The 24,885-nt window shown below is 58.0% G+C and carries 21 protein-coding genes; 12 read left to right on the top strand and 9 right to left on the bottom strand.

Annotation, left to right across the window (positions count from 1 at the left end; all coding sequences use genetic code 11):
- Window positions 1-40 precede the first annotated feature (40 nt).
- The 5 genes from VO84_RS12515 (at window position 41) to VO84_RS12495 (ending at window position 4,240) form a co-directional block, all read left to right on the top strand.
- Window positions 41-1,096, top strand: a complete 1,056-nt coding sequence (locus VO84_RS12515) for a tetratricopeptide repeat protein (protein ID WP_197414011.1) — start codon at window positions 41-43, stop codon at window positions 1,094-1,096.
- Window positions 1,071-2,186, top strand: coding sequence for a cytochrome c3 family protein (locus VO84_RS12510; protein WP_058187946.1), 1,116 nt, complete (start codon window positions 1,071-1,073; stop codon window positions 2,184-2,186). The genes VO84_RS12515 and VO84_RS12510 overlap by 26 nt, the downstream gene beginning before the upstream one ends.
- A 359-nt stretch (window positions 2,187-2,545) precedes the next feature.
- Window positions 2,546-3,451, top strand: coding sequence for a DMT family transporter (locus VO84_RS12505; RefSeq protein WP_058187945.1), 906 nt, complete (start codon window positions 2,546-2,548; stop codon window positions 3,449-3,451).
- A gap of 225 nt (window positions 3,452-3,676) precedes the next feature.
- Window positions 3,677-3,970 (top strand): hypothetical protein, encoded by a 294-nt coding sequence (locus VO84_RS12500; RefSeq protein ID WP_058187943.1) that lies wholly within the window; start codon window positions 3,677-3,679, stop codon window positions 3,968-3,970.
- Window positions 3,971-4,012: 42 nt separating this feature from the next.
- Complete coding sequence (locus VO84_RS12495; RefSeq protein ID WP_058187941.1) at window positions 4,013-4,240, top strand: hypothetical protein; 228 nt, start codon at window positions 4,013-4,015, stop codon at window positions 4,238-4,240.
- A 416-nt stretch (window positions 4,241-4,656) separates the two neighbouring features.
- Here the strand turns inward: VO84_RS12495 and VO84_RS12490 are convergent, their stop codons facing one another.
- From VO84_RS12490 to VO84_RS12480, 3 genes are all read right to left on the bottom strand, one after another.
- On the bottom strand, window positions 4,657-6,729 hold the full coding sequence (locus tag VO84_RS12490; RefSeq protein ID WP_058187940.1) for an AAA family ATPase: 2,073 nt from the start codon (window positions 6,727-6,729) through the stop codon (window positions 4,657-4,659).
- Between the two features lie 137 nt (window positions 6,730-6,866).
- On the bottom strand, window positions 6,867-8,957 hold the full coding sequence (locus VO84_RS12485) for a radical SAM protein (protein ID WP_058187938.1): 2,091 nt from the start codon (window positions 8,955-8,957) through the stop codon (window positions 6,867-6,869).
- 211 nt (window positions 8,958-9,168) lie between these two features.
- On the bottom strand, window positions 9,169-11,235 hold the full coding sequence (locus VO84_RS12480) for a kelch repeat-containing protein (RefSeq protein ID WP_157439863.1): 2,067 nt from the start codon (window positions 11,233-11,235) through the stop codon (window positions 9,169-9,171).
- A gap of 290 nt (window positions 11,236-11,525) precedes the next feature.
- Here VO84_RS12480 and VO84_RS12475 point away from each other — a divergent pair, with 290 nt between their 5' ends.
- The 3 genes from VO84_RS12475 to VO84_RS22570 are packed head-to-tail and all read left to right on the top strand — an operon-like array spanning window position 11,526 to window position 12,787.
- On the top strand, window positions 11,526-11,744 hold the full coding sequence (locus VO84_RS12475) for a hypothetical protein (protein WP_058187934.1): 219 nt from the start codon (window positions 11,526-11,528) through the stop codon (window positions 11,742-11,744).
- Window positions 11,745-11,764: 20 nt separating this feature from the next.
- On the top strand, window positions 11,765-12,640 hold the full coding sequence (locus VO84_RS12470) for a septal ring lytic transglycosylase RlpA family protein (protein WP_231737902.1): 876 nt from the start codon (window positions 11,765-11,767) through the stop codon (window positions 12,638-12,640).
- 9 nt (window positions 12,641-12,649) lie between these two features.
- Window positions 12,650-12,787, top strand: coding sequence for a VOC family protein (locus VO84_RS22570; RefSeq protein WP_157439862.1), 138 nt, complete (start codon window positions 12,650-12,652; stop codon window positions 12,785-12,787).
- Between the two features lie 107 nt (window positions 12,788-12,894).
- On the opposite strand, the gene VO84_RS12465 is transcribed toward VO84_RS22570, so the two are convergent.
- Both VO84_RS12465 and VO84_RS12460 read right to left on the bottom strand, forming a co-directional pair.
- Window positions 12,895-13,602 (bottom strand): hypothetical protein, encoded by a 708-nt coding sequence (locus tag VO84_RS12465; RefSeq protein ID WP_058187932.1) that lies wholly within the window; start codon window positions 13,600-13,602, stop codon window positions 12,895-12,897.
- Window positions 13,603-13,741: 139 nt separating this feature from the next.
- The gene (locus VO84_RS12460; protein WP_231737901.1) at window positions 13,742-14,977 is read right to left on the bottom strand and encodes a M20 family metallopeptidase; all 1,236 of its coding nucleotides are present in this window, start codon (window positions 14,975-14,977) and stop codon (window positions 13,742-13,744) included.
- Between the two features lie 231 nt (window positions 14,978-15,208).
- On the opposite strand from VO84_RS12460, the gene lpxC reads away from it, so the two are divergent.
- Together lpxC and VO84_RS12450 are read left to right on the top strand one after the other, a co-directional pair.
- Complete coding sequence (gene lpxC / locus VO84_RS12455; RefSeq protein WP_058187929.1) at window positions 15,209-16,153, top strand: UDP-3-O-acyl-N-acetylglucosamine deacetylase; 945 nt, start codon at window positions 15,209-15,211, stop codon at window positions 16,151-16,153.
- Between the two features lie 12 nt (window positions 16,154-16,165).
- The gene (locus VO84_RS12450; RefSeq protein ID WP_058187927.1) at window positions 16,166-16,864 is read left to right on the top strand and encodes a thioesterase family protein; all 699 of its coding nucleotides are present in this window, start codon (window positions 16,166-16,168) and stop codon (window positions 16,862-16,864) included.
- Between the two features lie 110 nt (window positions 16,865-16,974).
- Here the strand turns inward: VO84_RS12450 and VO84_RS12445 are convergent, their stop codons facing one another.
- The 4 genes from VO84_RS12445 to VO84_RS12430 all read right to left on the bottom strand — a co-directional run bounded on the left by VO84_RS12445 (window position 16,975) and on the right by VO84_RS12430 (window position 22,070).
- On the bottom strand, window positions 16,975-17,694 hold the full coding sequence (locus VO84_RS12445) for an energy transducer TonB (RefSeq protein WP_058187925.1): 720 nt from the start codon (window positions 17,692-17,694) through the stop codon (window positions 16,975-16,977).
- Between the two features lie 249 nt (window positions 17,695-17,943).
- Window positions 17,944-20,589, bottom strand: a complete 2,646-nt coding sequence (locus VO84_RS12440; RefSeq protein WP_058187923.1) for a glycoside hydrolase family 3 C-terminal domain-containing protein — start codon at window positions 20,587-20,589, stop codon at window positions 17,944-17,946.
- 151 nt (window positions 20,590-20,740) lie between these two features.
- A complete protein-coding gene (locus VO84_RS12435) occupies window positions 20,741-21,892 on the bottom strand; it encodes a Gfo/Idh/MocA family protein (protein ID WP_082661939.1) in 1,152 nt (383 codons plus the stop codon).
- Window positions 21,852-22,070, bottom strand: a complete 219-nt coding sequence (locus tag VO84_RS12430) for a hypothetical protein (protein ID WP_058187921.1) — start codon at window positions 22,068-22,070, stop codon at window positions 21,852-21,854. The genes VO84_RS12435 and VO84_RS12430 overlap by 41 nt, the downstream gene beginning before the upstream one ends.
- Before the next feature lie 54 nt (window positions 22,071-22,124).
- Here VO84_RS12430 and folK point away from each other — a divergent pair, with 54 nt between their 5' ends.
- Together folK and VO84_RS12420 are read left to right on the top strand one after the other, a co-directional pair.
- Window positions 22,125-22,658 carry a 2-amino-4-hydroxy-6-hydroxymethyldihydropteridine diphosphokinase gene (folK, locus tag VO84_RS12425; RefSeq protein WP_082662071.1) on the top strand — a complete coding sequence of 178 codons (534 nt, stop codon included), beginning with the start codon at window positions 22,125-22,127 and terminating at the stop codon, window positions 22,656-22,658.
- Window positions 22,615-24,876 carry a TonB-dependent receptor gene (locus VO84_RS12420; protein ID WP_058187919.1) on the top strand — a complete coding sequence of 754 codons (2,262 nt, stop codon included), beginning with the start codon at window positions 22,615-22,617 and terminating at the stop codon, window positions 24,874-24,876. Before folK ends, VO84_RS12420 begins: the two co-directional genes overlap by 44 nt.
- Window positions 24,877-24,885: the final 9 nt, after the last annotated feature.

Raw genomic sequence — 24,885 nt, 5'->3', positions numbered from 1 at the left:
CAGAGACCGGAAGCGGGCCTGTACGCGCATTTTGCTGGGTATGGCTGCCATTTTGTTCGTCTTTGGAGTGCCGGTGGGGGCACAGGCGGGGGCGCAATTTGAAGATCTTGCGGCGCGAGCGGCACGGGCTCGGGATGCAGGCAACCTGACGCAGGCGGTGGAGCTGTACCAGCAGGCCACTGCCGCGAAGCCCGACTGGCAGGAGGGCTGGTGGTACCAGGGCCTGCTGCACTATAGCGCGAACCAGTATCCGCCGGCGATTGACGCCTTTACGCACTTGCTGGAGCTTGAGCCACACGCTGTGCCGGCGATGGCGTTGCGCGGACTGTGCGAGTTTGAGACTGCAGCCTATGACGACGCACTGCGCGACCTGGATACGGCTGTGGTGCATGGAGCGGCCAGCGATCCGCGCAATGCGCTGATACTGCGCGTTCATCTTGCACAGCTGCTGACGCGTGCGTCGCGCTTTCAGGATGCGCTGGCACAGTACAGTTTCTTTGCCCTGGGAAGGGTCGAAGATCCGGATCTGGATGCGGGGATTGGGATGGCGGGAATGCGCACCCCGGGCCTGGTGAGCGATGCTACGGCGGCGGACCGTGTGGTGTATGAGGCTGCCGGGCGCGCCGGTTGGCAGTTATTAGCCAACAACACCATGCAGGCGGATGCGCGATTCCGAGAGCTGTTTACGCAGTATCCCACGACGCGAAATCTGCATTTTATGTATGGCTACATGCTGTTTCCGCATGATTCCGCAATGGCGCTGGACCAGTTTCAGCAGGAGCTGGCGGTGGCTCCCAATAACACCGCGGCGCGCGGGATGCTGGCTTTTACGCTGATGATTGCCGGGCGTTATGTGGAGGCGCGAGCGGCGGCGGAGCAGGCGTTGACCGAGGAGCCGGGGATGGCTATGGCGCAGATTGCACTGGGACGCGCGCTGGGCGAAACAGGCGAGTATGCGCGCGGTGAGGAGATGCTGAAGAGGGTGCTGACAGAGGATCCGAAAAACCCGGAAGTGCTGATGGGGCTGATTTCGATTTACTCGCATACGGGGCGGAGTGAGGAGGCGCGGCGTGAGCGGCTGGCCATGGCGAAGTAACGCGGTGCGGGCGGCGGCGATTGCAGCTGCACTGCTGGCTCCGCTGGCAGCGCGGCTGCTTGCCCCGATTACCGCAGAGGGAGCGGCGCAGAAGCAGAAGGTCTCGAGCGCTCCGGTGACTTGCGCAACGTGCCATGCGAAGGTTGTGAACGACTTTGCCCATGCGCCAATGCGGCATGCAATGGAGCCGGAGGGAGCTGACCCGGTGCTGGATGCGAACCCAGACTTGAGGATTGAGCAGCGCGGGTATTCCTACAGGATTCAGACGAAGGATGGGAAGAGCACGTACACGGTTTCCGATGGGAAGGAGACGCTGACGCTGCCGTTGCGGTGGCACTTTGGCATGCGGGCGCAGACGTGGGTGCTGGAGAAGGACGGCAAGTTTTATGAAGGCCTGGTGAGCTACTTCCCAGGAATTCATGGGCTGGCGACTACGCCGGGGGACGACAAGATTGAGCCGCATACGGTGGCCGAGGCGATGGGGCGCGAGCTGCCGGTGTGGGAGACGCGGGACTGCTTTGAATGCCATGCCACCGGGATGAAGGTCGGCGCAGTCTTTACGCCGGAGAAGCTGAAGCCGGGACTAGATTGTGAGCATTGCCATGAGGGCACAGCGCAGCACATGGCGGACGCGCAGGCGGGGAACTTCAAGACGCTGCCGGTGAGCCTGAAGAAGATGGATGCGGAGAGTGTGTCCGGCTTCTGCGGGCAGTGCCATCGGTCATTTGATACGGTGATTCGGAATGGGTGGCATGGACCGCCCTTTGTGCGCTTTGCGCCGTACAGGTTATCGCTGAGCCGGTGCTTTAGCGGCAACGATGCGCGGATCAGCTGCCTGGCTTGCCACGATCCGCATCAGCCGGTGAACCACGATACGGCGTCTTACGACAAGAAATGTTTGGCGTGCCACTCCGGCAGTGCGACCGTGGCGTCTGTGGGAGCAGCTGAGGCTGCGCCGAAGACCTGCCCGGTGGCGAAGGCGAACTGCACGAGCTGCCATATGCAGAAGGTGACGCTGCCGACCGGAAACCTGCAGTTTACGGATCACTTCATCCGGATTGTGAAGCCGGGAGAGGCGTATCCGCATTGATTTTCTGGAGTTATCCTGTGCGACTGTGCTTTTTAGGTTATTTGTTTTGTTGCGGTTGTGGGTGACTGCACAGTTTCTGGAGAAATCTTTATGCGATCTTCATTCTGAGACTGTGCAAGTGCGCTGTGGGGAAAAACGAAAGGCCCGAACCGTCCGGTTCGGGCCTTTTTTGTTGTTCATTATGAGTGTTTCATATTCGGGGTTAATTCTACGCAAACTATTTGGCGGAGATTTTGCACGAAAGGACAATGGACCAAAGTAATGCTTGCGGCTTTGGTAGCCTTGAGAGAGATGGGCCCCTCTCTCTTACTTCTCTTTACCTTGGCCGTGTTGACCAGCCGTTCCGCTGGCGAGGCGTGATGACGCGCCGTGTTTCGCATTGGGAAGCCATTGGGCTGGCCCTGGCTGGATTTGCCTTCTGGGTGTTTACGGATACGAGCATCAAGCTCGCCGGGAACTCCCGGCTGCCGGTTTACGAGATCTCCATGTCCATGGGGCTGGTGTCTGTGGTGGCGCTGTTTCTGCGGGCGACTGTGCAGAGGAATCTGCAGGCGCTGCGGCCGCGGAATATCAAGGCTCATGCGGTGCGGTCGTGCCTGGATTTGGCGAATAACCTTTGCGTGGTGGTGGCGCTGCGGCATTTGCCGCTGACGCTGTTTTACATCCTGGTGTTTCTGGCGCCGATGGTTACAGCGCTGCTTTCGGCGGTGTTTCTGCGGGAGCGGTTGAGCTGGCAGAAGATTGCGGCGGTGCTGCTGGGGTTTGCGGGCGTGGTAGTGGCGGTGAATCCGTTTGGCGCGGCGCGGCAGGGAGATTGGATCGGCTATGCGGCATGCATGGTCTGCGTGGCGTGTTTTTCGGCGAATATGGTCTGGTCGCGGGTGCTGACGCAGACAGAGACGCCGGAAAGCCTGACGTTTTCTTCGGGGATGATGCTGACGGTTTTTGGTTCGCTGATGCTGCTGTGGCATGCCGAGCCGCTGACGATGCGGCTGACGGCGACGCTACTGGCCGTGGGCATCTTTTATACGCTGGGGACGATGTGCTTCTTCTTCGCGCTGAAGCATACTTCGGCGGTGCATGTTTCGCAGTGCCACTATACGCAGCTTGTGACCGGGGCGATTGTTACGTATATTCTCTGGCGGGAGACGCCTACGGTGTTCATGATTGGCGGGGCGGTGCTGATTGTTGCTGCCGGGTTGCTGATGGCGGTGGCTATGGGGCAGAAGCATCATTCCAATCCTGAGTTTTTTGCCGGGGACTAGCCGTCCGGGCGACTGCGACCTTCGGTCTCCTGTCAGCTTCTGTGGGGCTCCCGATGGTCGCCGCTGACTATGGTACTCGCGTCCCGATGTGATGATTACGCTGACGGCACGGGCTCAGCGACACCCGACATTTCTGGCAAAACGGACTGATCTAAGAGACGGGCCACCTACCCCTTGATACGCCTGGCTGGTGAATTTCACTACACAGCAGAGGGAAAACATTCTATGAATACGGCAACCATTTATACGTGGTCGGCGCCCCCTAACTTTAGTCTCACCCTGTGGTGGTGGACGAACGATTGGGGAGTGTTCCATTCCTTTCAGGCAACGCCATCTTATGAGCAGGGCTTTAACCAGGGGGTCGCGTCTATCTCCGGGGTCAACACTTACATGCCTCCCGCCGAACCAAACTCAGCTACTCTCGCCTACATCATTACCGTCCAGAACTATAGCGGCCAGTCCGGCCAGCCCAGCAGTTCGGGAAACTCAACGATTGATGTGATTGCCGCGTGGCAATAAAGAAGGGGCGCGATAACGCGCCCTTCCATAGGAGATATGAGCATGGAATTCTCAGCAAAAGCGTTCATCATCCACGATACTTCCGGGAAGATCGTGTCCGTGGGACGGGCACCGGCAAACCTGAAGGGCAAACTGGAAGTGAAGATTGATAGGCCGGGGTTTTCCGTGCTCGAAGTGGAGCTGGATGCCGATCAGGCTGCATTGCCGTTGATGGATATTCAGAATGGTCATCACGTGCACGTCGCGTCGGGGAAGCTTGTAAAAAAATAGACTAGCCAGGTGGGGTAAGCGCCAGGGTGGTTGAGGTTCTTGCTCTCCCAGGTCTCCAACTGCAGAGACCTGGGGCACCCATTATTTGTGGTTGAACTCACTGCCTAAAGACCTGGGCCACCCGCCGGGAGTGCTATCCCACCCATGCACGATGAAGCCGCGCATGAATGGGGCACCCAAATTTATGGGTGGGCCACCCGCCCGTGGGAGAACAGACCGACTTAAGACCTGGGCCACCCGCCGGGATATGTCAGAAATTGACATATGTTCTTTAACGCAGGAAACCGTGTGCCAATGAAAGCTGGATGGTTGAGGTTCTTGCTATCCCAGGTCCCAAAATCAGGGACCTGGGGCACCCACAGTTTGAGGCAAGACCAACTGCTTTAAGACCGGGGCCACCCGCCACCCATCGCTAGTCAGGACTGGATAAGATCGCTGACTGTAGCTGCAAGCAGCTTCCAACTTTCGGTGCCTTGTCCATTGTTCGCATACTTATTTTCTTGTAACAATCTCTTCTTGAGCAGAGCAGGTGATTTCTTAAGTTCAAATTCTGGATATAAATCACTGATAAATTGCTTGCCACTGCACTTTTCAATCCAGTTAGAATTCCATTCTTGTTCGCGCTGCGCGACTAGTGCATCGCATTTTGCAATGAATTGCTTTTTCCAATCCGCCTCAGTGATCGGACTCAGCTGGTTCTTGACCGCTTCGATTCTCCCGAAAAGTATGTCAGCCGCTTGTACGAACGATTTCCCATCTCGATCCTTTTTTCTCATGCCTACACCATCGAATGCGAAATCTGCATATACATCTTCAATGACAATTTCCCTGAGCTGTTTCTTCGCTACGTTTGCAAAGCGCGCAAATGCTTCGCCGAGATTTGTTGGTGTCTTGTCCGTCTTGAATTCGCCACCGTTGAGCAAATCAAACAGAATCTCCTGCTCTATCAAATAATTTTCTAGACAATATCGGTGCCATTGCTTTACCTTCACTTTCTTACTGCTTGATAGCCCTGTTAGCTTTCTATCTCGGTCAAACAAAAAGTAGGAGATATTTTCCTTTTGACCATTCTTTTCCGCGTCTTGCAAGCTTTGGATGTGCTTTTCAACTTCGGCCCGTCCAAACAATTCGCGAAACTTAATTCGAGAGAGTACGTTCGGAAATGCGATTTCGAGAAGTTCAACGTCGTCTGGACCTTCAACGAAAACCACTGCATCATAGAGCATCTCTTCCACTTCCGAAGTTCCGAGCAGCTTCAGCGCTTGGATCACTTCAGGTTGATCTTGCTTTCTGATAGGTGATAATGAGCCGCTTTGGCGTACGTGAAATACATTGCATCCTTCCATGCGCATCGCTGCACTAAGCATTTCAGGTGAATGGGTGCAGATTACTGCCTGGATATCCAAGGGCTTTAAGTAATTTTTCACCAAAAACGGAAGCATTTCCTTACATACCGCGGGATTAAGGTGAAGCTCCGGCTCGTCAATTAACACAAGACCACCATTTGAGATCGATCTTGAGATGATAAGAAATGTAAGAATTACCCCCTTTTCTCCACTGCTTAGAGAATCAATATCAAATACCTTTCCAGTCTTTGTATCTTTAATAGAGATTGATGCCTGTCCGAACCTATTTATGCTGTACCCGATAATTTCCTTTTCTTTCAGCAGTTCACGAAAAATAAGTTTGAAGGTCTCATTCAATTCTTTTTGACTTTCTGGGCTTTCAACAAACGCAGAAAAAATCGTATTTTTGAACCTCTGAAATTTTAGGCTGGGATTCGAGTTGTGTGACTCCATCTGCTGTTGTGCGTCCACCGACCCGATCTGTATTGCTGGGTCACCAAATGGTAATGCCCTATCGGCAGTGAAATAACTAAACTTGGATTTATAAGGGCTTAGACGAGAATCGAGTTGGCTCAAAAGCATTTGCGAGAAAATGTCATTTCCACGAAATTGGCATCCGTTAGGATCGACGATGAGGCTGAGGAGACACTGACCGCTGCTCGTAACTCTGACAATGTTCTCTTGAACAAATCGCGTTGCGTTAATCAAGGCTTGTTGACCCATTGGAGAGGCAAAGAATTGGATAGCTTGAAATTGTGGTCCTTCATTCAAGGGCAACCCCACCTGCGCTGCTGCTATTGATCGAGATAACTCGTCGACCATTCCAGGGATTTCCCCTATTTCACTATCAGTCAGTCTATAAGTACTATTTATTACTATTTGTTGTTGCGGATCACCTGCAATTGCAGAGTAATTCAGAGCTTGAGGCAGCTGAGGCGTTGTAACACTGAGGGAGATCAAAACATTTTTACTCTCTTGTGGAGTACGCGCGGATAACATTGCCTTATTAAGTCGGATAGCTTCAAGAACTGTGGTTTTGCCTACTGCATTCGGTCCGACAAGTATATTTGCGCCTGTTTTGAAGTTAACAGTGAGATTTGTTAGCGCACGAAAATTTGACACCTCAAGCTTCTCTAAATGCATTACTGTCTCCGCTAAATACCATGGCAATTTACCGCAACTCTACACTAAATCTTCAAGGTAGTCTTAGAAAACCACAAAGGCCGCTCCTTTCGGAGCGGCCTTTGTGTTTTTTGCGCGAAGCGCGGACGCCTGGACGGCTAGTCCCCGGCTACGGGTTCGGCGGGTTGGACGACTGGCTTGGCGGGGGCGATGGCGTCTAGTCTTACGAGGCCTTCGATGGGCTTTTCGCCGAGGACGTGCTCGCGGTAGAGCTTGGCCATCTTCTGGTTTTCAGAATCCTGCTTGAGCTTCTCGTCGCGGGCGCGAATCTTTTCTTCGCGGGCGTTCTTGGCGATGCCGAGGTTGTCGAGGGTGTGGTTGGCTTCAGAGTTTACGTGCTCCATGTTGAGCTTGAGCTCGTGACCGACGAAGGTCATGCCAACCTTTTTGCCGCCGGCGAAGATTTCATGACGGCCGTGCTCCTCATACCACTTGGTGAGGGTGGAGGTCATGTGCATCTTCTCGATGATGTTGCGCCAGCCTACGCCGGTGTTGTAGGCGCAGAAGGAGATTTCGCCTTCCTGCGTGGCGTAGGGGATGATGCATTGCTCGGTGCGGCGGAAGTCGTAGTTGAAGAGATCCTGGAACCACATGCCGGCGATGAAGAGGAAGTTCCAGCGATCGGAACGGCGCTTCTCGATGTCCTTCATGGTGCGGTCGCCCTTGACGGAGCCGTAGTCGCGGCCGGTGGCGTTGAAGGTCTTGTCCATCTTCTTGAGCATGTCAGTGATTTTGAAATGCGTGGGCGACATGAACGGATCGTAATTGCGCATGAGCGCGAGGCCGAAGCCGATGACCGAGAGCCACTTGCCGCGGGCAGCGTCATTGACCTTGGCGAGATCCTTGGCCACCTGATCCATGTGGAGGAAGGCCGTAACGGGCGCTGCTTCCTTGGTTTCCTTATCGATCATGAGCGCCATGCCGATGCCGCAGTTGGGGTGGCATCCGCAGGAGAGCTGGCCCCATTCGGCGTTGGGTCCGTGAACCATGTCAGCCCAGTCAGAGAAGGTGGACATGAAGGAGATGGGGAACCAGTCGCGCTCAGGCTCACCGAGGCCCATCTGATTCTTGATGTCGTGGGCCATGTGCGAGAGGGTGTAACGCTGTGCGAAACGGCGCTCGTCTGTGATTTCCTCATCGCGGCCGGTGAAGGAGACGGGCTGGAAGCTGAGGAAGGAAATCTTCTTGGGGTTGTCGAGGGCGAACTCGATGATGCGGCCCACCTGCTCATTGTTGATGCCGTTGATGATGGTGGTGACGGGCACGATATCGACGCCGGCTTCATGCAGGTTGTTGATGGCCTGCAGCTTGACGTCAAACATGTTGCCGACCTTGCGGTGCGAGTTGGCGGCGTTGCCGATGCCATCGAACTGAAGGTAGACGTAACGGAGACCGGCTTCCGCAGCGGCGCGGCAGAGCTCTTTGGACTTGGCGAACTCGATGCCGTTGGAAGCGGCCTGGACGGAGTTGTAACCGACCTTGCGGCTATAGGCTACGGCGTCAAGGAAGTAGGGCGAGAGCGTGGGCTCTCCACCAGAGAACTGGACCGACATTTGACGACGCGGCTTGATGGTGATGGCGTTGTCGAGCATGGTCTTGATTTCTTCCCACGTGAGCTCGTGGACGAAGCCGACCTGATTGGCGTCCATGAAGCAGGGATCGCACATCATGTTGCAGCGGTTGGTGAGGTCGATGGTGAGGACCGAGCCGCGGCCGTGCGTGACGGTGCTGGTGCCGTGGTTGTGGAGCTTTTCGTCGTTGTGGGCGCGGATGTCGCGGCCGGGGAAGGTCTCTTCAAGGTGCTTGAAGAAGGCCGGATCGATGGACATGACGTCTTCGAAATGGCCGTGCTTGGGGCAGTCCTTGACCATGAGGATCTGGCCGTCGCGCTCGATGATCTGGGCCTTGATTTCACCAACCTTCTCATTGAGAAGGACTTCATGCGGGAGCTTGCCGTCGAGGATCTGCTGGCGGATTTCGGGGACGCACTTGGGACAGAGGGAGTCCGTGGTGCGGGGCCAGCCGAGGGGCGGCTTTTCCTTCTGGTAGGACTTGAGGAGTGGCTTGTCGCTCCACTTGGGTATGAACGAGGAGTTGGGGCTGATACGGTTGAGCCGTTCAAAGACGACCCATGCTGCCTTGGCCGCGTACACTGCGCCTTTTTCCGCGTATTTAATCGCTTTTCCCATGATGGGCGATTCTCCTTTGAAATCAGTGGCCTGGGCTGTTTTCAGCTCCCAGGCTGGGCTCCGGCGGTTTTGGTCGTTCGCACGTCCGGAGTCTGAGATTGCAGGGTCTATCGTAACTGGCCGGGGTGGGCAATTCAAAGACGAAACAGCGAATGGGGAATTTGGGGAGTGAATGGGGATTGAGGGGAGTTCGGCGGGGAGGGAGGGAGGGCTATTCGATTGTGAGGGTGAGAGTTGCGCTGTGGATGAGTGAGCCGGATTGGGCGGTTACGGTGACGGTGGAGACGACCGGCTGGATGGGCTGAACTGGATTGGCGAGGGTGTAGCTGGCGCAGGCGGTGAGGGTGCTGAGCGCGACGACGGTGAGGACGAGAAGGATGGGGAGACGCAGGCGGAGTTTGCGCCGGGTGCAGAAGAGGAGCAGGGCGAGCGCGGCGGCAGGGATGGGGAGAAGCGAGCCTGGCCTGGATTTGGTCGTGGCGGAGGTGGAGACGGTGAGTGTGGCTGAACCCGGTGAGCCGGATGGGGTGACGGTGGCGGGTGAGAAGCTGCAGGCTGCTCCAGCGGGAAGGCCAGAACAGGTGAAGGAGACGGCGGAGGAAAAGCTGTTTTGCGGAGTGATGGTGAGCGTGGTGGAGGTGCTTTGGCCGGACTTTACGGTGACGGCTTGTGCGCCGAGGGCGAGGGTGAAATCGGCGGGTGGTGGTGGCGGGGTGGTAGTCGTAGCAGGGGTGTAGCGCCAGAAATCGTTGGGCTCACCTATTGTGCCGTTGGCATCGAGGGCATTTCCGCCGAAGAGCCAGAGATTGCCGTCGAGATCGGTCCAGCTTGCGGCGGCGTGGCGGCTGCCGGGCATGTTGGCTGAGGATGGTATGCCGAGAGTGCCGTAGGTCCCGCCCTGGTCGCCGAGGCTGCTACCGCCTATCCAGGTCCACTCGGCTTTCTGCGGATCGAATTTCCAGAGATCATTCAACACGGAATAAATGCTGTTGCCGTTGTATCCGTAGCCGCCGAAAAGCCAGAAATTTCCGTCGGCGTCGGTCCATTGGGAGGCATCGGTACGACCGCCGGGCAGATTGACTGCTGATGGTACGCCAAGAGTGCCATAGGCGCCGCCGATTCCGCAGTTCTGATTCTCGCTTCCCGGAGCGCAGTTCATGGTACTGTTGCCGGCCATCCATGCCCACTCGTTTGTGGAGGGATCGTATTGCCAGAACTCATTCAGGTAACCGGAGTTTCCTTTGGAGTCATAGCCCTGACCACCGAAGAGCCAGAGTTTGTTATCGGGGCCAGTCCAGGTTGTACCTTCCCAGCGGCTGCCCGGGAGGTTGCCAGCGGCAGGAGTGCCCATGGCGCCATAGACGGTCGGCTGGGGCCATACAGCGGAGAAATTGCTGCTGCCATCCATCCATGCCCATTCCGCGGGAGAAGACTCAAATTGCCAGAGATTGTTGGGTAGGCCATTGGTGCCGGTTGCGTCATCGCCCCAGCCGCCGAAGAGCCACGCGTGGTCATTATGGTCATGCCAGACGACATCGAGCATGAGGCCGCCGGGGTGATTGGACGAAGAGAAAACTCCCTCCGTGCCAAATACGCCGGCGAGTCCATAGCCTGATCCCGGGACCGTGTTGCCCCCGCCTTGCCATGTCCACTGATTTGTGGAGGGGTCGAATTCCCATAGATCGTTAAGCACACCAAGATTGCCTGAGGAATCAAAGCCATTGCCACCGAAGAGCCAGAGATGGCCATTGGCATCCGTCCAGGAGGCTGCATACTCACGGCCGCCTGGAGTGTTGCCGGCTGCGGCTGTGCCCGGTGCTCCGTAGACTCCGGCCTGGCCACAGGAGGGATTGCCCTCGACGATAGCGCATGGTGGTGCATTGCTTCCGCTCATCCATGTCCACTCGTTGGTTTTGGGATCGTATTTCCAGAGATCGTTCAGGTAATACAGGGTGTTTCCTGCGGCGAGAAACCCGCCGAAGAGCCAGAGATTGCCATTGGTATCTGTCCAGGTCTGGGGCCAGATACGGCTTCCGGGAAAGTTGGTGGGAGATGCTACTCCGAGGGTTCCGAAAACGCCGGTTTGATAGCCGGTGGCGCCTAATGTATTGCTGCCGCCCATCCATGTCCATTGATTGGCTGTACTGGTTTGCGCATGGGCCGGCGCGAATGCACCAAGCACAAGAAGAAAGATGGCGAATGAACGCAGGCAGGATGACGTGCGGGCTTGCAACGAAGCTCTCCGAATCTGGATGATGCTGTGCGCAGTGTACGTCACGCTTCTGATTTCATGGTCAAATTCAATGCAATAAAGACAAGCTAATGACAATGTGCGATGTGCACAGTGCTGCAGGTGCGCTGAGGAGGGCCTGATTGTGCTGACGGTACTGAGAGTGGAAGCAGAGCGCCGAAGCAGGGATGGATTCTCTTACAGCTGTATTGATTAGTGGGGTGCGGAGTGCTGGTCTTTCGTTGACCGGATCTTTTCCACAGCATCAGACTAAAGCTGGGTAAGTGCGTCCCAGCTTATGGCATGCGAGTTGCCAGATACATCTTGGGAGTTTGCTGATGAGTTCAGGTTCGCAGGGGCCCAGCGTTGGCCAACGGATTGACGAGATGGTGTCGCGGATGGAGACCGAGCTGCGCGGCGCCGTGACGTATGTGAATGAGAACGTGGTTCCGCAGGTACGGCATGAATCGATTGTGGCGATGCGGACGATCTCAGAGAAGCTGCGCGAGATGGCCGACCGAATGGAGCCGCCTGTATCGAAAGGGCCGCAGGCATGATGGAGGCAGCTGAAACGCACTTGTCGGGCAAATACGAACTGGGCAGATATGAACTGCGTGGCAGCCGACGGCGGGCAGCAGCGATAACAGCTGCTGCTGGACTGATGCTGCTGGCTGCCGGATGCGGACATAAAGCGCAGCAGAGCCGGCAGACTGCGCCTCCGATCAGCCAGTATCCGCCGGGGGATTCTGGACCGGTGAACGTGGCGGGGAATGCTGCGCCGAATGTGCCGCGGAGCGCGACTCCGCCACTGAATACACGGCCTCCAGCGAGGATTGCGCCGACGCCGGCTCCGGAAGGCGGAATTGATGATGACGATCGCGATTTCATCAACACGCATCAGCCGGTTTACAGCGAAGAGGGATTGGCGACATGGTACAGCGCTCCTTATAAAGGACGGAAGTCTGCGAACGGGCAGGTCTTTGACGACAACGCGCTGACGGCGGCGCACAGGACGCTGCCGATGGGATCGCTGGTGGTGGTGACGAACCTGAAGACGGGACAGACAAGCGCGATGCGGATTACAGACCGCGGGCCATTTGTGGAGGGGCGCGTGCTGGATATGACGAAGGCCTCGGCGATGGCGACCGGGGTGTATCGCGCGGGGCTGGCGCAGGTGCGGATTGATGTGTACCGCACGCCTAAGCCGATGGAGACGGGCGGGCGGTGGTGCGTGCAGATTGGCGCGTTCCACAAAGAACACGAGGCGCGCAAGCTGCAGTCAAAGCTGGAGGATTCGTACCCCGATGCGAATGTGATTGAGTTTCCGGGAACAGATAGCTACTGGGTGCGGATTCGGCCTGCGGGCGACAACCGCGAGGTGGCCGAGCGGATTGTGCATAAGCTGAGGCTGAAGGATGCGGATGCTAGTGCTTATCTGACGCGGTTGGATTAGGCGAAGCAGGTGCCGGGACTAAGGGACTCCAGGGACTTAAGGGCTGTGCTGGATGCGTACATTCAAGTGGACGATGTGGACGCGCTACATGCCGAGTATGCGGCCAAGGGGATTGAGTTCACGCTAGAGCTTGGAGACACGCCCTAGGGTGCGCGTGAGTTTGTGGTGAAGGATTGCGGCGGGCGGTTACTGGTGTTTTGGGGCGAGTTTGTAGGGATTGGCCTCAAAAAGACTACCTGTATTCCGAAAATGCTCTATGGGCCCTTACTGTCCCTGGTGAACTTTTCGAAGGATTTCAGGATATGCGGCGCGACATTCTCGGGTTTCCTGGTCCAATCGTCATTGCCTTGAAACCGGGCGATGTAGATGAGAGCGCCGGTTCTGGGGTCAATCAGCCCGATTTGCACATAACAACCTCCGTTCGTACGCAAGCCCGATCCCGGCGCCCATTTATGGCCCTTTGTCTCAACCGTGCAGTTGATCTGCGGCACCGCAATGGCCTCGACTTCGGCCGGCGCATGCAGTCCTCCGACCTCTTCGCGGAACGGATCCGGCAGAAGTTGCTGAAACTCCTTTTGCTTGTGTTGACCGACCGCGTCGACAGACCCAAATTTGCTCTGCAGACGCCCAACCTGGGCGCTGAGCTCAGGGTTCCTGGTAAGAGCCTCCGGCGAATACGTCTCTTTATCCACCGAGAATCCAACCTGGCCGAGCGCGTCGGTTACAACCGGCCACAGGTCCTTCGGGATCTGCTGGGATGCATCTTCATCCGACGTGATCCGATTTGCCCAGTCGAGCCTGTCGATCCTGGCGCAGATCGGCAACACCGCAATGCGCTTCACGTGTATCTTTCCCGCCTTCAGATCGTCAGACTCAAACGAGCTTTGAGCGAGCAGGTGCTGCGCGCAAGCGGAACCGGCAATGACGAGGAGAATAGAGGACAGGACATGGGCTGCTTTCACGAATGACCTCCCAGCTTGCAATGATCCCGGGGATTTGCCCAAGTTGATGGGAGAAATTCTACCGCAGATTTGTTTCTGCCGTTCCGATATTTGTGGAGTTGGCTATTACTCAGTGCGTTCGGAGACCCTGCCGTTACAACTACGACTTCGATTTTTTCGAAGCGGCGGCGAGCATGGCGGCAATGAGTGCGGTGCGGGGGGCGAGGGGTGCGATGAGCACGGACTCGTGCGAGGCGTGAGCGCCATCGCCTACGGCGCCCATGCCGTCGAGTGTGGGGATTCCGATGGTGGAGGTGAAGTTACCGTCGGAGGCTCCGCCGGTGGAGGCTTCCGCAAGTTCGAAGCCGAGATCGGCGGCCAGGGCGCGGGCTTGTTTGTAGAGTGCGACTGTGCCGCGAGTGCGCTCCATGGGCGGGCGGTTGACGCCGCCGGTGATGGTGAGCTTGCAGCGCTTGTCCATAGTTTTGAAAGAGGTCTTGAGCGAGGCGAATTTGCGCGCGATGCGGGGGCCGTCGGCTTTGCGGGCGAGGCGAACATCGACTTCAGCCCAGGCGGTGGCGGGGATGACATTGGTCTTGTTGCCTGCGGCCGCTACGTTGACCGATACGGTGAGGCCGCGGGCGAGCTCCGTCCATGAGTTGATGGTTTGAATGATGCGGGCGAGCTCGACGAGGGCGTTTGCGCCTTTTTCGAAATCGACACCGGCATGAGCGGCGATGCCTGTGACCTCAATGCGCCAGTTGCCGGTGCCCTTGCGGGCGGTCTTGTATGCGGCTTCGCCTTGAGGAAGATTCTGCGCGGGTTCGAGGACGTAGACGGCGCTTGACTCTGCGGCAAGCTTCTCCGTGATGGGGCGCGAGACGGGGCTGCCGATTTCTTCATCCGTGTTGAGCAGCAGAATGATTTCCCTGTTTTGAAGATCCGCTTCGATGAGCATCTCGATGGCGGTGAAGGCCATGGCGACGCCGACTTTCATGTCGAGTGTGCCAGGGCCCCAGAGCCGGGGCTGGCCTGCGGAATCCGGCGCGATTTTGCACGGCATGGACTGAATTGTTCCGATGGGCCAGACGGTATCGATGTGGCTCAGCAGGAGCGTGCGACCCTCCGGGCTTTTACCTTTGGGGCCAAATCTGAGTTCGAGAACGTCTCCATGAGCGCGCTGCTTGTGGACCTTGACCCGGCCGCCGAGGTTGCGGGCGTGGGTGATGGCGAGCTGGCCGCAGGCGTCGACAGCGGATTTGGTGTCGGAGGGCGACTCGGCGCGGACGAGCTTTTCAGCCAGGGAGAGCAGCTGCGTTTCCTTGCGGCGTGCGCCGGCGAGGAGGGCGCGCATGCTGATTTCGGGGACGATTGCGGGCTGGGATGGGGTGCTCATGTGGGTGCGCGCCTGTTTTTGAGAAAGCCGCCGATATGATGCCGACTACCGCGATTTTACAGATTCTAAACGTTTTTGTCGTTTTGGACGGAGCTCTGCCATTTCACAACAATCACAAACCACGCAGTGTGGCAAAAATACCACAGTTAAAAGAGGCAGACTCCGTCTAATCTGACGTTTGCAATCTCTGTAGTGCTTGTAAGGCTTGCCTGACGTTCTCAGTTTGGAGCGATGATTTTGGCTCATAGAGCACATTTGGAACAGACCATTGCCGGGCCCCTGGAGTTTGCCGGAGTCGGATTGCACTCTGGCGCGCCGGTTGCGATGCGGCTTTTGCCCGCGCCGGCGGGTTCGGGAATTGTCTTCCGGCGAACCGATCTGGACAACTTTGAGATTTCAGCTATTGGGCGGAACGTGGCGAAGGTGAGCTACGCGACGAGCCTGATGCGGCAGGGCGTGCTGATTTCTACGACGGAGCATCTACTGTCGGCGCTGATCGGCATGTCGGTGGACAACGTCATTGTGGAGTTGGACAACCTGGAGCTGCCGATTCTGGATGGGAGCGCGCTGCCGTATGTGGAAGCCATCGGGACGGTGGGGATCAAGCCGCAGCGGCGACGGCGCGAGTACATGCGGATCCTGAGGCCGGTGGAGGTACGCGAGGGCGGCAAGTTTATCGGCGTATATCCGCACGCGGATAAGGGCGAGGGCTACTCGATTGAGTACGCGATCGACTTTCCTGCTCCGATTGGGCAGCAGTACACGAGCGTGGACCTGGCGACGGAGACCTATGGCGCGGAGATTGCCCCGGCGCGAACCTTTGGCTACAAGGCGGACGAGCAGAAGCTGCGCGATATGGGGTTGATTCGCGGAGCGAGCGAGGAGAACGCGATTGTGCTGGGCGCAACAGGACCGGTGAACGGGCCGCTGCGCTTTCCGGATGAGTATGTGCGGCACAAGGTGCTAGATCTGATCGGCGACCTGGCGCTGGCCGGGCGACGGATTGAAGGACGCGTGGTGGCAGAACGTGCGGGCCACGCGATGCATACGGCGCTGGTTTCGCGGCTGCTGAAGGACCGCTCAGCGTGGGAGCTGGCTACGGCTTCTGCTGAGAAGGTGCACAAGGAAGAGAGCAAGCATGCGGGGCTGGGAGTGCCGGCGCTGCAGGGCGTTTGATCGCGAGCACGTTTGTCCCATTACATCAGCTTTATTCGCATACCGGCGCTGGCGATTGGGTCATTGGTTCGGCCGCTGCCGAAGCTGGGCCTGTTGAAGGAAGACCGGCTGAGGATGCGCGTATGGCCGAGCGGCATTGATTTCAACTTTCATCTAAATAACGCGCGATATCTCTCCGTGATGGACTACGGGCGGATGCACCTGCTGGCGCGGACGCAGGTGCTGCCGGCTGTGCTGCGCGCGCGATGGACTCCTCTGGTGGGTGCGGTATGGATGACGTACCGGCGGTCGCTGCCGCTCTTTGCGCGGTTCACGCTGGATACGCGGCTGGTGTGCTGGGATGAGCGATGGTTTTACATGGAGCAAACCTTTACCGGCGAGCAGGGATTGGCAGCTATCGGTTGGGTGAAGGGCGCGTTGCTTGGACGCGATGGCATTGTGGACCCGCAGACAGTGCTGGAGCCGATTGAGCCCGGCATCGCGAGTCCACCAATGCCGGAAGCGATTGCGACGTGGAATGAGCTGACGCGAGAGAAGCTGCAGGGGGCGTGGCTGCGAAAGATGCTACGGCTCATAGTGCGCGCCGTCGATCGACACTTTCGTACACCAAAAGCAAAAGCGGACCTTTCGATTTGGCGCTATATTTTCGACGTCGAGCTGACGCCAGAAATGCAGACCTGTGCGGCACAAGAGTCCGGTAACTGCGCTTGACTCGTGTGCCCGATGCGGCCACATTCTGGCCAGCCTGCTCGCGAGCGCCGCATCGGGCGATGGTTGAGAAGTTGATAGGTCAGCATTCATCTTTCTGATTCCTCCGCACCTCACCGCCCGAGCGAAAAGATAACGTTGATGGTGGTTTCCACTTCGACGGGGTCGCCGTTGAGCAGGTAGGGGCGATAGCGCCATTGCTGCACGGCATTGAGGGCGGCCTGCTGTAGCATCGGCGAGCCGCTGAGGACGCGCAGGTTTTCGATAGCGCCGGTTTTGGAGATGGTGGCTTGCAGAACGACGGTGCCTTGAATGCCTGCGGCTTTTGCGATGGGTGGGTATGCGGGAACGATTCGCGCAATCAACATGCCTTCAGCTATGCCTGTTGAGACAGTGATGCGGCTTGGCGGGTGGACGACGCGAGGAGTGGAATTGACGGAGTGCGCGAAGGCATCTGCGCCAATAGTGTTGCCGGTTCCTGTGCCAATGGGAGAGTCCGCGCAGCAAGCGCTGGACGCATTGGGCGCAGGGCCGGAAGGTTGAAGATTGATGTGGATTTGGCCAGGTGCATTGATTAGTGGTATCTCAATCGGGCGCGGAGCTGTTGCAGATTGTGACGACGAGTGCGCCACGGACTGCGGGGCGGAGTGAGGAGCAGCGGGAGTGGTGATGACGATTTTTCGCAGCTCGTTTGGAAGTGAGTCCGGGTGAAGCAGCGGAATGAGGATGAGGGTGAGAAGAATGCTGCCATTGAAGAGAAGCGTGGCGAGCATCCAGTTTCTGCTGCCGGTGTGGATTCGGCCCTGAGATTCAAAAGTTGCGTCTTCAAACATGGCGGCTCTCCTGTGTTTCCATCGCGGCTCCGATGGAAACAGGAAGGCGTGCGCTCACAGCCGCGCGTTACGGCGTGAGAGCGTAATGCAGGACGCTCTGCTGATTCTCATTGGAACCACTGTGATCAAAACCACTGTGCTTGTGTAGACACCGGAGAATCGCAAAGTGTTCCCGCTTGTAGTAGCAAAAAAATAATGGGCGCTCTCATAATGAGAGCGCCCTGTTTACTTTTGCGTGTACTGTGCGAATTATTCCGGAAGCTTCTCCGTGCCGGTGATGATGAAGTTTCCGGAAGCAGTTGGCGCACCGGTATCGGGCTGGCCGCCGCCGATGGAGAGCAAATACTTACCCTCAGGGATGACTATCTCGCCGGCTTCGGTGACCATGCTGAGGTCGCGCGGCTTGAGATCGAAGTGAACGGTAGTGGTTGCGCCGGGATCGAGATGCACGCGCTTGAAGGCGCGCAGCGCGCGGATGGGAGCACCCTTCACGTTAGGGAAGCTGAGATACAGTTCGGCGACTTCGTCGCCTGCAACCTTGCCGGTGTTGGTGATAGTGACATCTGCCGCGAGCGGTGAGCCTGCTTGCGTGGCAGAGCTTGGCAGCGAGAGGTTGCTGTAGGAGAACGTCGTGTAACTCAACCCGTAGCCGAAGGGATAGAGCGGCTTGCCGGTGAAGTAGCGATAGGTGCGTCCGCGCATGAAGTAGTTTTCGAATGCTGGAAGCTGATCGACACCCGCATAGAACGTGACAGGCAGGCGGCCTGCTGGATTGTTTTTGCCGCTGAGGGTTTCCGCCACGGCTGCGCCGCCTTCTTCACCTGCGTACCAGGATTCGAGTATCGCGTTGGCGTGCTGCGAGGGCCAGTTGATGCTGAGCGCAGAGCCATTGGTGAGGACGACGACGAGAGGCTTGCCTGTTTTGGCGAGCGCTTCAATGAGATCCTCTTCGGCCTTCGGAAGATCAAGGCTTGTGCGGTCGCCACCTTTGAAGCCAGGCTCCGTGACCTGCATCTCTTCGCCTTCAAGGCGGCTGGTGATGCCGACGACAGCAACGATGACATCGGCCGTCTTTGCGGCTTCAATGGCTGCGGGCTGCGGAGCGAGATCCACTTTGGTCCAGATAAGCTTTGCTTCCGGTGTGCTGCCTTCAGGCTGGCCCCATGATGCTTCAAGCTTGTAGGTGTGGCCCTTTTCAAGCTGCACGCGGCCCAGGTGTGTTTCCGTGCCGGAGAAGCTGAAGCCGCTTGCGACTTCTTTGCCGTCGAGCGCAACGCGGAAGAAGCCGTTACCGCGCATGCCGAGGTTGTATTCGCCTGTGTCAGGCGCGGTGAGTGTGGCCTCCCAACGGATGGCGGCGCGCTTGCCTTTGAGCTCATTGGGCGTGGGTTGTGCGGCGTCAATCTGCGGCTCCACGCGTGTGGCGAGCGGCGTGGGTGGCTTGGGATCAAAGAGATTGACGGAGGCCATATCGGCGTAACTGGTCTTTACGCCGGGCTTGCCGTCTGTGGTGAGTACGCTTGCGGGAACCTGCGTTGCGCTGTCACTGAGGAACTGTGTGCCTTCAACATAAGTGACGTTTGAGAATTCCTTCTTGATGCCTTCAAGAATTGTGACGGTATGGCTGGGAATGCCGTTGTAGTTGCCTAGCAGGACGTGAGTCTGATCTGCTAGCGGGCCGACGACGAGAAGCTTTGTGCCGGTGGACTTGATGGGTAGCGTGCCATCGTTTTTGAGCAGCACCATGGACTCATTGGCGAGCTTGCGGGCGAGCGCACGATGCTCGGCGGAGTCGAGAAGCTTCTCATCGATTTTGAAATACGGGTCAAGCTCCGGCGGATCGAACATGCCGAGCTTGACGCGCGCGGTGAAGAGGCGAATGAGCGGAGTGTCGAGATCAGATTCCTTGAGCAGGCCTTGATGTACGGCGTCAATGTAAGGCTTGTAATCGTGATCGTCCTTGACCTTCTGGAAGAAGTCGGCACACTCGTTATCTTCTCCGTGCTGGATAGCTAGCGCAACAGCCTCAGGCATGCCGGGGGTGTAGTGGTGCGTGTGAAAGATGTCATCGACTGCGTCGCAATCAGAGACGACATAGCCTTTGAATCCCCATTTACCGCGGAGTTGATCGACGAGAAGAAAGTCGCTGGCGCAGGCTGGCTGGCCGTTGACGCGATTGTAGGCGCACATGATGGAGCCGGCGTGGCCTTCTGTGACTGTGGCGCGGAAGGCGGGAAGATAGGTATCGAACTCATCGTGCTTGCTGGTGGTGACATCAATGCGATGGCGCTCCGGCTCAGGGCCTGAGTGCACAGCGTAGTGCTTGGGCGTGGAGATGACGCGGTAGTGCGCGGGATCGTCGCCCTGCATGCCGGTAACAAAGGCAACGCCCATGCGGCCGGTGAGGAACGGGTCTTCGCCGTAAGTCTCCTGGCCACGGCCCCAGCGCGGATCGCGGAATATGTTGATGTTGGGCGCCCAGAAATCGAGGCCCTCAAAGATGTTGCTGTGGCCGGCGCGCACGGCCTGCACGTGCTTGATGCGGCCTTCCGTGCCGATGACAACGGCCATCGAGTGGATAGCATCAGGATCGAAGGTTGCGCCGAGGCCGATGGGCTCAGGGAACTCTGTCGTTCCGTTGGTGGCAACGCCATGGAGCGACTCGCTCCACCAATCGTAAGCCGGAACATTGAGATGCTGGATGGCGCGGGCCTGGTTGATGAGCTGTGAGGCCTTTTCTTCCAACGTCATGCGCTTGACGAGATCGGCCGCGCGGGCCTCCGGCGAAAGCGAGGTGTCAAGATACGCGGGCTTGTCTTGAGCGCGGGCAGGTGCGGAGAAAAGCGCACACGCTCCGAGAGCAAAGGCTGGGATGCAGCTCAAAAATTTCTTCATGGATTCCCTCTAGGGTGAACGAAAAATCTAGCAAGCAGAGAAATTGCTTTTCGCTCTTTGGGAGGCAACGCTAAAGGGCGCAGGAATGGGTTGTCAAGCGGAGGAATATTAAGAAATGTGGCCTAGAAAATCGCTTTATTTGCGGTGCCCGTCAAGCAGGCTCGAAAAAGGTTCCGAGACCCGCGCTGTGCGCGTGGGCGGCCATGGCGGATTGGATCTCAAGCGCGAGAGCCAGAGCATCGCGGCCCTGGCGCGCGGTGACGTGGGGCTGCTTCCGGGTGCGGACCGACGAGAGAAAGGATTCAATTTCGAGGCGTAGTGGCTCGCCTGCGGCCACTTCAGGCTTGACGAAGTTGAGGCCGGGATTGGGCGATGGCGATACAGACGCGCTGGCAGCAATCTTTTCGACAAGCGCCGGATCAACTTTCCCGGCGTCGAGAGCAGCTGCGATTTCAGGCGGAAGGTTCTGCACCATCTCCGCCAGATGCGAGTCCATGCGGATCATGAGCAGATCGCGGCGTGCATAATCGATGGAGACGTACTGGCGCGGCTCAAAGTAGCGGAGCTTGCGGACGCGCTCTGTTGAAACACGAGATGCGGTGAAGTTGGCTACGCAGCCCGATTCAAATTCCACGCGAACGTTTGCGATATCGACCTTGGGCGAGAGAATCGGCAGGCCGACGGCACGAACCTCGCGCACAGGCGACTTGGCAAAGGTGAGCACGATGTCGAGGTCGTGGATCATGAGGTCGAGCACAACGTCTACATCCAGCGAGCGCGGAGTGAAGATGGAAAGCCGATGCGCCTCAAAGAACATAGGGCGGCGCAGGCTGGCTTCCGCGGCGAGCACGGCGGGATTGAAGCGCTCAAGATGGCCGGGCTGCAGAATGCAGTTGTTTTTTTCCGCGAGAGCGATGAGATCATCCGCTTCAGCGAGCGTCGCTGCGAGAGGCTTTTCGACGAGGAGGTCGATATGAGCATCGAGCAGCGACGCAGCGACACCGTGATGATGCATGGTGGGCACGGCAACGGAGGCAGCGTCTATTTGAAGATCAGACTCAAGCAGGTTGTCGAGCGAAAGAAAGACTGGGATGCCGTACTGCGCGTGCGTCTCCGCAGCGCGGGCTTCGTCCGGCTCAAGTGCGGCGACGAGCTGCACGCCTTCGCCTGCCTGTTCCAGCTCGCGGTAGACACGAAGATGGTTGCGGCCGAAGGCTCCGCAGCCTGCTACGGCAACGCGCAGATGGGTTTTGCCGCTGATGCTACTCTCCCTTGCCTTCAATGGCCTTGAGGCAGCGGCCATAGAGCTCAAGCAGCTCGGTAACGTGCTCCTCAGGCTTGGGCGTGGAGGGAGCGTTGAAGCCGGTGGAACCGCCGGTGGTTTTGCCGACGCCGGCAACCCCGGAAACGAACTTCAAGAGGTCGAGCGCGATATCTTCATTGCGGCGTGCGCCGAGCGAGCTGTTAGCAATTGCGTCCATGATGAGTTCTCCGAAGAGTGATTCTATCGGATGACAGGCGATAGTCTGAAGTGGATGGAGATTGCATACATTGGAATGGGCGGGAATGTGCCGAGCTCGGCGGGCGAGCCGGAGGCAACGCTGGCAGCTGCTCTGGTACGGCTGGGCACGCTGGGACGCGTGGTGCGGCGCTCGCGGCTTTACTCGACGGCTCCTGTTGGATTTGCTGATCAGCCGCGGTTTGTGAACGCAGCGGTGGCGGTGGAGACTGATCTTTCAGCACGAGAGCTGCTGGACGCGCTGCTGGGGATTGAGCGCGAGTTCGGACGGGATCGTGCACATGCGATTCCGAATGGCCCGCGTACGCTGGACCTGGATATTCTGCTCTATGGACAGCTGCTGCTGCGTGAGCCTGGGATCGAAGTGCCGCATCCGCGGCTGGCGGAACGCGCGTTTGTGCTGGTTCCGCTGAGTGAGATTGCGCCGGAGGTGGTTGTGCCGGGTTTGAACAGGAGCGTGAAAGAATTGCTCGAAAGCCTATATGCGAATGCTACACATAAAACCGATGCCGTTACTGCTTTCGATAGCAATCTCTGGGCTGGCGCTTAACGCACAAGCGCAGACAGCGCGCACGCTGACCATCGAAGACAGCACCGGGCACGTGATTGCTGATGCGCAGGTACGCGATGCGGTAGGCAAGGCGCTGGCGCGCAGTGACGCAGCAGGACGCGCAAGTTTTGCATGCAATGCGCCGTGTGCGGTGCGCGTGGAGGCTGCGGGCTTTGTGGCTAAAAACGTTCGAGCGGATGCGGAGAGCATTGTGCAGCTTGCGCCTGCGGGCAATGCGGAGCAGGTGACGGTGACGGCGTATCGCGCGCCAATGGGAGAGCTCGAAAGCCCGGTAACGACGCGGGTTCTGACGCAAAATGCGCTTCAATCGACTGCCGCAATTACCGCGGATGGGCAGATTCGGCAGCTGCCGGGTGTGGAGCTGTTTCGGCGATCAAGCTCTCTGGTCGCAAATCCCTCTTCGCAAGGGATCAGCCTGCGTGCGCTTGGGTCAACTTCGGCAAGCCGAACGCTGCTGACGCTGGATGATGTTCCGCTGAATGATCCTGTGGGCGCGTGGATTCATTGGCTGGAGCAGCCGCAGCTTGCGATTGCAAATATTGAACTGCTGCGCGGCGGAGCCAGCGACCTGTATGGTTCGAGCGCAATTGGCGGTGTGGTGAATGTGCATCTGGCGGAGCCTGCCGCGAATGCTTTTGCATTGCGATCAAGCTACGGCGGCCTGGGTACGTATGCGGACGATGCGCTAGGGCAGGCTATACATCATGCGTGGGGTGTGCTGGCTTCGGGCGGCGCAACGGGAACCGATGGCTACATTCAGGAGGCTCCGTGGCAGCGCGGTCCAGTGGATACGGTGTCCAATGTACATGCGCAGAATGGGCTGCTGCTGGCGGAGCACAAGCGCAACGAGTTGCGTTTGTTTGTGCGCGGAAGCGGCTTCAACGAAGCGAGAGCGAATGGAACACCGTACCAGACGAACGGAACGCGGCTGTGGCGCTATGCGACGGGCGGTGACTGGCAGAGCGCAAATGGCGCAACTGCAAGCCTCAGGCTGTATGGCTCAACGGAGCATTACCGGCAGGCCTTTTCAAGCATTTCGAATCTTCCTGATTTTGGAGATGCGAGCTGCGCCTATCGCTGCGGAGAGACGCCGACGAAGTTTACGTTGATTGCAGATAACGAGCTTGGCGGCGCGGCGCATTGGAGCAAGCCGCTGACCGCTGGATGGGTTCTGCTGGCAGGCGCGGACACGCACGATGTACGCGTGTGGGATGATGAGCAATCCTTTGGCTCGTCTGCTGCGTTGACGGATACGAGTGTGCATCAGCGCGATTCCGGCGCCTATGTGGAGAGCCTGTACACGCATCGAGCATGGACGGTGACGGCTGGCGCGCGCATGGATTGGTTCCAGAATTACGACGTGCAGCAGATGGTGGAGAAAAATAATGCGTGGACGCCGGGAGCCACGCTGCCGCAGCTCACGCAGCATGTTTTTGATCCGCGTGTGGGCGTTTCGCGCAAGCTGAGTGAACATTGGGCGCTTTCGGCATCGGGTTTTCGCGCCTTTCGCGCGCCTTCTCCGAGCGAACTGTATCGCTCAACGCAGGTGGGCAATCAGCTGACGCTGGCAAATGGCGCGCTGAAAAGCGAGCGGGCCACCGGATGGGAGACAGGCGTGGCTTCGCAGCGGGCGTGGGGCACAGTGCGGACGAGCTATTTCTTGACGGAGATCAATCGGCCGATCAGCGCGGTGACGATCAATCCGAATTCGTCTCCTATATTGCTGCAGCGGGAGAACCTGGGACAGATTACGAGCCGCGGAGTTTCTGTTGATTTTCAAATTGCGCCGCGGAAATGGTTGGCGATGGATGGCGGCTATCAGTACGCGCATGCAACGGTGACAAGGGGAACCGAGGAATCAGGCTCTCAAGACGTGGGCAACTGGATTCCGGAGGTTGCGCGCAATATGGCCTCGCTGAACCTGCGTGCTGAGAAGGTACGATGGGGCTCTCTGAGCCTGCAGAGCCGGTTGAGCGGGCATCAGTTTGACGATGATGCGAATACATATCTGCTGCATGGGTACTTCAAGCTGGATGCGTATGCGGCGCACACGTTTGGCAGACGTGTAGAGGCCTTTGCGGCGGCCGAAAATCTGCTGGATAGAACGATTGAAGTTGCGAAGACGCCAACTACGACGCTGGGCATGCGGCGCACGGTGAGAGCGGGATTTACGTTGACGCTGGGAGCGGCCAAGTAACATCGGGGT

The organism is Occallatibacter gabretensis (genome assembly GCF_001449115.1).
Lineage (GTDB): Bacteria > Acidobacteriota > Terriglobia > Terriglobales > Acidobacteriaceae > Telmatobacter > Telmatobacter gabretensis.
This window is presented reverse-complemented; position numbering and strand designations above follow the sequence as displayed.